The sequence below is a fragment of the Streptococcus sp. 27098_8_148 genome, from assembly GCF_041432105.1.
In the GTDB taxonomy this organism is placed as follows: domain Bacteria; phylum Bacillota; class Bacilli; order Lactobacillales; family Streptococcaceae; genus Streptococcus; species Streptococcus parasanguinis_AE.
In genome coordinates this window covers 1-6,476 of sequence record NZ_JAPVYY010000027.1, presented here as the reverse complement: position 1 = coordinate 6,476, position 6,476 = coordinate 1, and the positions used below count along the sequence as shown (strand labels likewise).

The following is a 6,476-nucleotide window of genomic DNA, read 5'->3' as shown; positions in this document are numbered from 1 at the left end:
CATTGAGCACATCAGCATCAGCATCAGAATCAGCTTCGCAATCTGTTTCAGAATCACAATCAGCTTCAACAAGCCAATCAGTTTCTGAATCAACATCAGCGTCTGAGTCAGCATCAGAATCAGCTTCAACATCAACGTCTGAATCTGTTTCAGCATCTGAGTCAGCGTCAGCATCATTGAGCACATCAGCGTCTGAATCAGCAAGCGTATCTGCGAGCCAATCAGCGTCATTGAGTACATCAGCGTCTGAATCAGCAAGCGTATCTGCGAGCCAATCAGCATCATTGAGCACATCGGCTTCAGCATCAGCATCTACTTCAGCAAGCCAATCAGCGTCATTGAGTACATCAGCGTCTGAGTCAGCTTCTGTATCAGCTAGTCAATCAGCATCATTGAGTACATCAGCGTCTGAGTCAGCTTCTGTATCAGCTAGTCAATCAGCGTCATTGAGTACATCGGCTTCAGCATCAGCTTCTGTATCAGCTAGTCAATCAGCATCATTGAGCACATCAGCTTCAACATCACTTTCTACATCTGTATCACAATCAGCATCTAACTCTTCATCAAATTCTGAAAGTGAAAAACCTCAAGGTGAAGTTATTATTACTTATATCCGTGAGAATGATGGTAAGGAAATTAAAGTCCAACGTCAAGATACTCCTAAGTCAGACTACAACACGCCTTATGACACTACTGAGAACGATGAACAACCTAAGTACATTGAGTTTGAAGGTAAGAAATACGAACGTGTACCGGCTGGTGATTATCCGGTAGGTAAAGTTGATAGTGAAGGACATCTTGAAACTTCTGATCCAATCAAAGGTAAAGTAGAAAAACCAGTTTCTAAGATTACTTATGTTTATAAAGAGGTTAAAGAAGATCCAACGAAACCTAAAGAAGGTGACGTAATCATCACTTACGTAGACGAAAATGGTAAAGAAATTCAAAAACCTCGTCAAGACACACCAAACTCACCATATGACACACCATATAACACAACTGAGGAAGGTGAAAAACCTAATACTATCAAGACTCCAGACGGTAAGACATACAAGATCGTACCGAAAGGTGACTACCCAGTAGGTAAAGTTGATGGCGATGGACACTTGGAATCATCTGATCCAATTAAAGGTAAAGTTGATAAACCACGTTCAATCATCACTTACGTTTACAAAGAAGTGAAGGAAGAACCAACTCAACCTAAGGGTAGCGTATACGTACACTACAAAGATACTGAAGGTAATACCATTAAAGAATCAGTAACAGATGAGTTAGACCAACCAGTAGGTAAAGACTACAACACTGTTGAAGACAACCGTCCACAGTACATTAGATTCGAAGGTAAAACTTACGAAATCGTACCAGTCGGAAACTACACAGTTGGTAAAGTAGATACTCAAGGTCACCTTGAATCAACAGACCCAACAACTGGTAAAGTGGTTGAAGGACGTAAAGACGTTACTTACATCTACAAACTTGTCGAAGAACCTGTACAACCTAAGGGTAATGTATACGTTCACTATGTAGATGAAAATGGTAACACTATCAAGACTTCAGTAGTGGATGAAAAAGACCAACCAGTAGGTAAAGACTACGATACAGTTGTGGATAACCGTCCTAAGACAATCACAACTGCAGATGGTAAAGTCTATGAATTGGTACCACAAGGTAACTACCCAGTAGGTAACGTTGACGGTGAAGGTCACTTGACAACAACTGACCCAACAACTGGTAAAGTTATCGAAGGTGATAAGAACGTTACTTATGTTTACAAACTTGTGAAGACTCCAAACGTTCCAACACCAAACACTCCAGTGCCACCAACTCCAACACCAAATACTCCGGTGCCACCAACTCCAACACCAAATACTCCGGTAGATCCAACACCTAATAAACCAATGGATCCAACACCAAACACACCGGTAGATCCAACACCTAATACACCAGTGAACCCAGTTCCTGAGCAACCAGCTAAACCAGCTCCAGCTCTTGAACAACTTCCAAATACTGGTGAAACAGGATCTGTAGCTTCAGCTCTTCTTGGAGCAGTTGCAGGGGTTGCAGGGGTTGCAGCACTTGGAAGCCGCAAAAAAGAAGATGAAAAATAATCTTCTATCCTAATTTGATTCGGTCATTTCAGGTATGTGGGAAATGAAAAAGGATCCAAAAAGAGAACCTCCGGGTTCTCTTTTTGTGTGCTGTTTTTTATGTTAAAAACTAGTCTTAATTAGTTACTTTTGGGGAAAATTAGTGTATAATAACTCGATATCTTATTTTTAAGGAGCGGACATGTTTTTTAAACGTTCGAAGGGTGATTTTCGCGAAACGGAACGAATCACACGTTATAAATTAATCAAATCAGGAAAGAATTGGGTACGGGCATCTGTCTCGCGGTTAGGCCTATTTCGTGTCATGCGAGGTGGTGTGGATGAAAACATCGTGGTTCAATACGAAGCATCATCACACTCTATGCCTGCGGATCTGGTCAAAGGGATGGTTGTGCTAGGGGCTCTGGCTGGGGCGACAACGGTTGCCAATCCAGTATTTGCCGAGGAAAATGAAATGAATGCGACTGTTGGGTCTGAAATCAGCCCATCGACCGGTGTGGTTGGACAAGATAGCTTTGTCTTGGGAACGACGTCTACCACAGACTCTGTGTCAGCGAATCACTCCATGAGTGAATCCATCTCATTTTCAGAGTCAGCTAGTGACAGCCTTTCTTTGTCTCAGTCGGTTTCTTTGAGCGAATCACATGTTGTTAGTAATTCAGCGAGTCAGTCCACATCAGAATTTGCTAGTAGCACTCTCTCGGAGAATGATGCTATTCATGTAGCTACTCCTGAAACGAGTGAGAAAGTAGCAGAGGCTCAAAACACTCGCTCGGAAGACCAGGTGAAGCGTCTGCAAGTTTTGGCTTTGGATTTATACACCTATCGTGCGCAGGCTTTGGAAATCCCTGGGACGGAATCTGCTATTGAAAGTGGAGATCTGGCTTTAGAAGCTATTCGTACTGGTTTGTCCAATCCCGCAATTCAAATGGATGCTGTAGAAAGTCAAGCAAAGAGTGCTCGCAATCGCTTGGCCAATGCGGTGCTTCGTGCGACATCTGGCCAACGGGATCCACGTAACGGGAATCGTATAGATGCTGATACCAGTCTCCGTGCACCCCAGTATAATTTAGGGCCAGCCAACAATGCCTTGATTTCTGTTTATAACTCTGATTACATTAATCAGGCTTATAATGTTGTGGAAACCATTCCTACACGAAATAGTATTAAGAGCATTGGCTACGCTTCTGGTAGTGATCGTGTGAATGGCATCAATGTGCCTCAGACGTCGGCCTTGAAAAATAGTGCAGTGGCCTTTAATATCATGGGAACTGTTGGGCAGACAGAGGTCGTAACGCCTGGGAAAATTTATAATGTTTCTTTTGTAGTGACCAATACGGCTAGGCAGTCAGTGACACGAACGCTACGCATTCAGGTTTTGCCGCAAAATGATGGCATTCGTAATCCGATTACGGCTGTGACGACAGCGACTTTTGTCAATGATACTACTAACTTGGCCCAGGCTGAAAAAGAGAAGATTTGGGAAGCGTTTAAGACTGCTAACCCCAATATTGCCACTTCAAAGGACTTTAAATCTTATTCCGTTTCATCATCTGGTGTGGTGACCATTACCTATAAAGATAACACTACAAATGATGTGACGGCTCCAGTGAAGCGACTTGCAGCACCAACTGTTGAAACGAGATTATTGGATAAGGCTTACACACAGACGCCTGTAACGGTGACGGGAGCTGAGCCAGGTTCTACAGTCGTTCTATACAATAATGACGACGAAGTGGGAACAGCTGTGGCAGATGCTTCTGGACAAGCGATCGTAACACCGAATGCTCCCTTGCAAACGGGTGGCGTAACGGCTAAGGCTCGCATTCTGTATGGGGACCATGCAGTTTATTCCGATGCCAGTAACATGGTTGCTGTAACAGATGCCACACGTCCTGAAGTGACGGCTAAGTTGACCGTCAATGGTGTGGAACCGAAATCAACCCCTCTTGAAGGTGGTGGGAAGAATTATACTATTTACGCTGGTGATGATGCGGTTGTGACCTTTACAGCGACGGACGATAGTGGCAAGTTGAAAGAAATGAAAGTCGTTGCACGAGCGGATCTGAACGACAATGCCTTGAACGGGAATTTCTTTGGTGGCAGCCAGTATGGGACAGGTGATATTGCTCCTATCACGGGAGATATTACGGCTACCAGTGCGAACCCTGCAACCATCACAACGACCATTCATTTGAAGGATGACCTTTACCATACCTACCGAAATACATGGCAACGCAACGTCGCGGCTATTGACAATGCCTCCAATATGAACCGTCCAAACGGTTTGGGTGAGATTCGGATTACCCAAGGGCGTCTCGCTGATCGTACGCCAGGTGTGGCGCCGACAAGCACTATTCAGGTGACGAGTCTAACTGCATTGACAGATGCAGATAAGAGCAAGGTGATTGCAGCTGTATCGGCAGTCAACCCAGAGGTGGCCAACCGGATTAAGTCCTATACGGTTAATAGTGATGGTACAGTCACCATTACTTATAAAGATAGTACGACCAATGTTGTAGCTGTGAAATTGTCAGATAGTGATCACAGCCAGTCTGTATCAAACAGTCAGAGTGCATCTACGAAGACTTCGCAATCGATCAGTCAGTCCTTAAGTGCGAAGCAATCACAGAGCGTATCGGCTCAGCAGAGCGTTTCATTGAGCCAGTCACTGAGCTCGGTTCGCTCACAAAGTTTGTCAGCTTCACTAAGCCAATCAGCTTCTGCAAGTGTCTCAGCTCAAGCTAGTTTATCTCGCAGTCAATCGTTGAGCAAGGAGGTTTCTCAATCTCAATCCGCTTCAACGAGTCAATCTGTATCGACAAGAAAATCTGAATCTGTGAAAGTTTCGGAATCAGCATCCGCAAGTGTCAGTGGCTTGCAGTCTGCTTCGGTATCAGCAAGTGTATCCAAAGTGGTTAGCCAGTCTGTCTCAAGTTCGACATCCGCTTCAACGAGCGCCTCTGTTTCAGTGAGTCAGTCAGCATCAGCATCGCTTTCACAGTCGGTATCAGAGTCACTAAGTCAATCGACTCGCGAGTCGGCTTCAAAATCAGTGAGTCAATCGCAGTCTGAGTCTGCATCAGTATCTTTGAGTGAGTCCGCTAGAAAATCAGCATCGTTGAGCACTTCCGTATTGGAGAGCCAATCTGCCTCTACTTCGGTATCGGTTTCTACCTCTGAATCGGTGTCGACATCCGAATCAGCTTCTGCTTCTGAATCAGTTTCGACATCAGAGTCAGCATCTTCATCAGAATCAGTTTCAACCTCTGAGTCAGTCTCAACCTCTGAATCGGCATCGACATCAGAATCGGCATCAACCTCAGAGTCAGTCTCAGCGTCTGAATCAGTGTCTACGTCTGAATCGGTGTCAACATCCGAGTCGGTTTCTGTATCTGAATCAGTGTCTACGTCTGAATCAGTGTCTACGTCTGAATCAGTTTCAACATCCGAGTCCGTTTCGACTTCTGAATCGGTTTCTGTATCAGAATCAGTATCGGTGTCTGAGTCATTGTCAGCATCTGAGTCAGTATCAACGTCTGAATCGGTGTCGACTTCAGAGTCATTGTCAGCGTCTGAATCAGTTTCAACATCTGAATCAGTTTCAACATCTGAATCAGTTTCAACATCTGAATCAGTCTCAACATCCGAGTCAGCATCTACATCAGAATCTGTATCAACGTCTGAGTCAGCATCTGCGTCCGAGTCAGTATCAACGTCTGAATCGGTTTCTGTATCAGAATCAGTGTCAGCCTCTGAGTCAGCATCAGTCTCTGAGTCAGCATCAGTCTCTGAGTCAGCATCAGTCTCTGAGTCAGCATCAGTCTCTGAGTCAGTTTCAGCCTCTGAATCGGTATCGACGTCTGAGTCGGTCTCAACGTCCGAATCTGCATCAACATCCGAATCAGTCTCTACGTCTGAATCAATCTCGACATCTGAATCATTGTCGGCGTCTGAATCAGTAGCAACGTCCGAATCGGTTTCTGTATCTGAATCAGTATCAACATCCGAATCAGTCTCAACCTCTGAGTCAGTCTCAGCGTCCGAATCAGTATCAACATCCGAATCAGTTTCAGCGTCTGAGTCAGTATCAACGTCCGAATCAGTTTCTGCATCTGAGTCAGCGTCAGCCTCTGAATCAGCTTCTGCGTCTGAGTCAGCGTCAGCTTCTGAATCAGCTTCTGCGTCTGAGTCAGCGTCAGCTTCTGAATCAGTGTCAACTTCTGAATCAGTGTCTACGTCTGAATCGGTGTCGACATCCGAGTCAGTCTCAACGTCCGAATCAGCCTCTGCTTCAGAATCAGTCTCAACCTCTGAATCAGTTTCAGCATCCGAGTCAGCATCAACGTCTGAGTCGGTATCGACATC

Annotated in this window: 2 protein-coding genes; both read left to right on the top strand. The window is 44.9% G+C overall.

Annotated elements, in window-relative coordinates:
* Positions 1-2,108 (top strand): MucBP domain-containing protein (locus O3646_RS10760; RefSeq protein ID WP_371610877.1); only part of this gene is annotated, 2,108 nt, incomplete at its 5' end.
* A gap of 181 nt (positions 2,109-2,289) precedes the next feature.
* Positions 2,290-6,476, top strand: a 4,187-nt coding sequence (locus O3646_RS10755; RefSeq protein WP_371610876.1) for an accessory Sec-dependent serine-rich glycoprotein adhesin, incomplete at its 3' end; no start/stop codon positions are given.